Annotated in this window: 1 protein-coding gene; it reads right to left on the bottom strand. The window is 35.8% G+C overall.

Annotated elements, in window-relative coordinates; all coding sequences use genetic code 11:
* Positions 1-104: 104 nt before the first annotated feature.
* Positions 105-215, bottom strand: a 111-nt coding sequence (locus ACRHOC_RS15785) for a hypothetical protein (protein WP_431159514.1), incomplete at its 5' end; no start/stop codon positions are given.

The following is a 215-nucleotide window of genomic DNA, read 5'->3' as shown; positions in this document are numbered from 1 at the left end:
CTTTTACAGCTTAGCTTTGCTTCTGGTCTTAGCAAAGATACCTTGGAACCTTTCGTTCAGTTAAAAATTAAAAGGATCTTAATTAAGATGCTTTTTTTAATTCCTTATTCTGGCTCTTTTATGAGATAAACATAGACTGGGAAGTGGTCACTAAATCCATAGGTAAATCCACCATCAGCAAAACTTCGTAATGGATAGCCATCACATCGTCCTCT

The sequence above is a fragment of the Winogradskyella poriferorum genome (assembly GCF_050618035.1).
In the GTDB taxonomy this organism is placed as follows: domain Bacteria; phylum Bacteroidota; class Bacteroidia; order Flavobacteriales; family Flavobacteriaceae; genus Winogradskyella; species Winogradskyella poriferorum_A.
Note: the sequence above shows the minus strand (reverse complement) of the source record. Positions and strands in the feature narration are given on the sequence as shown.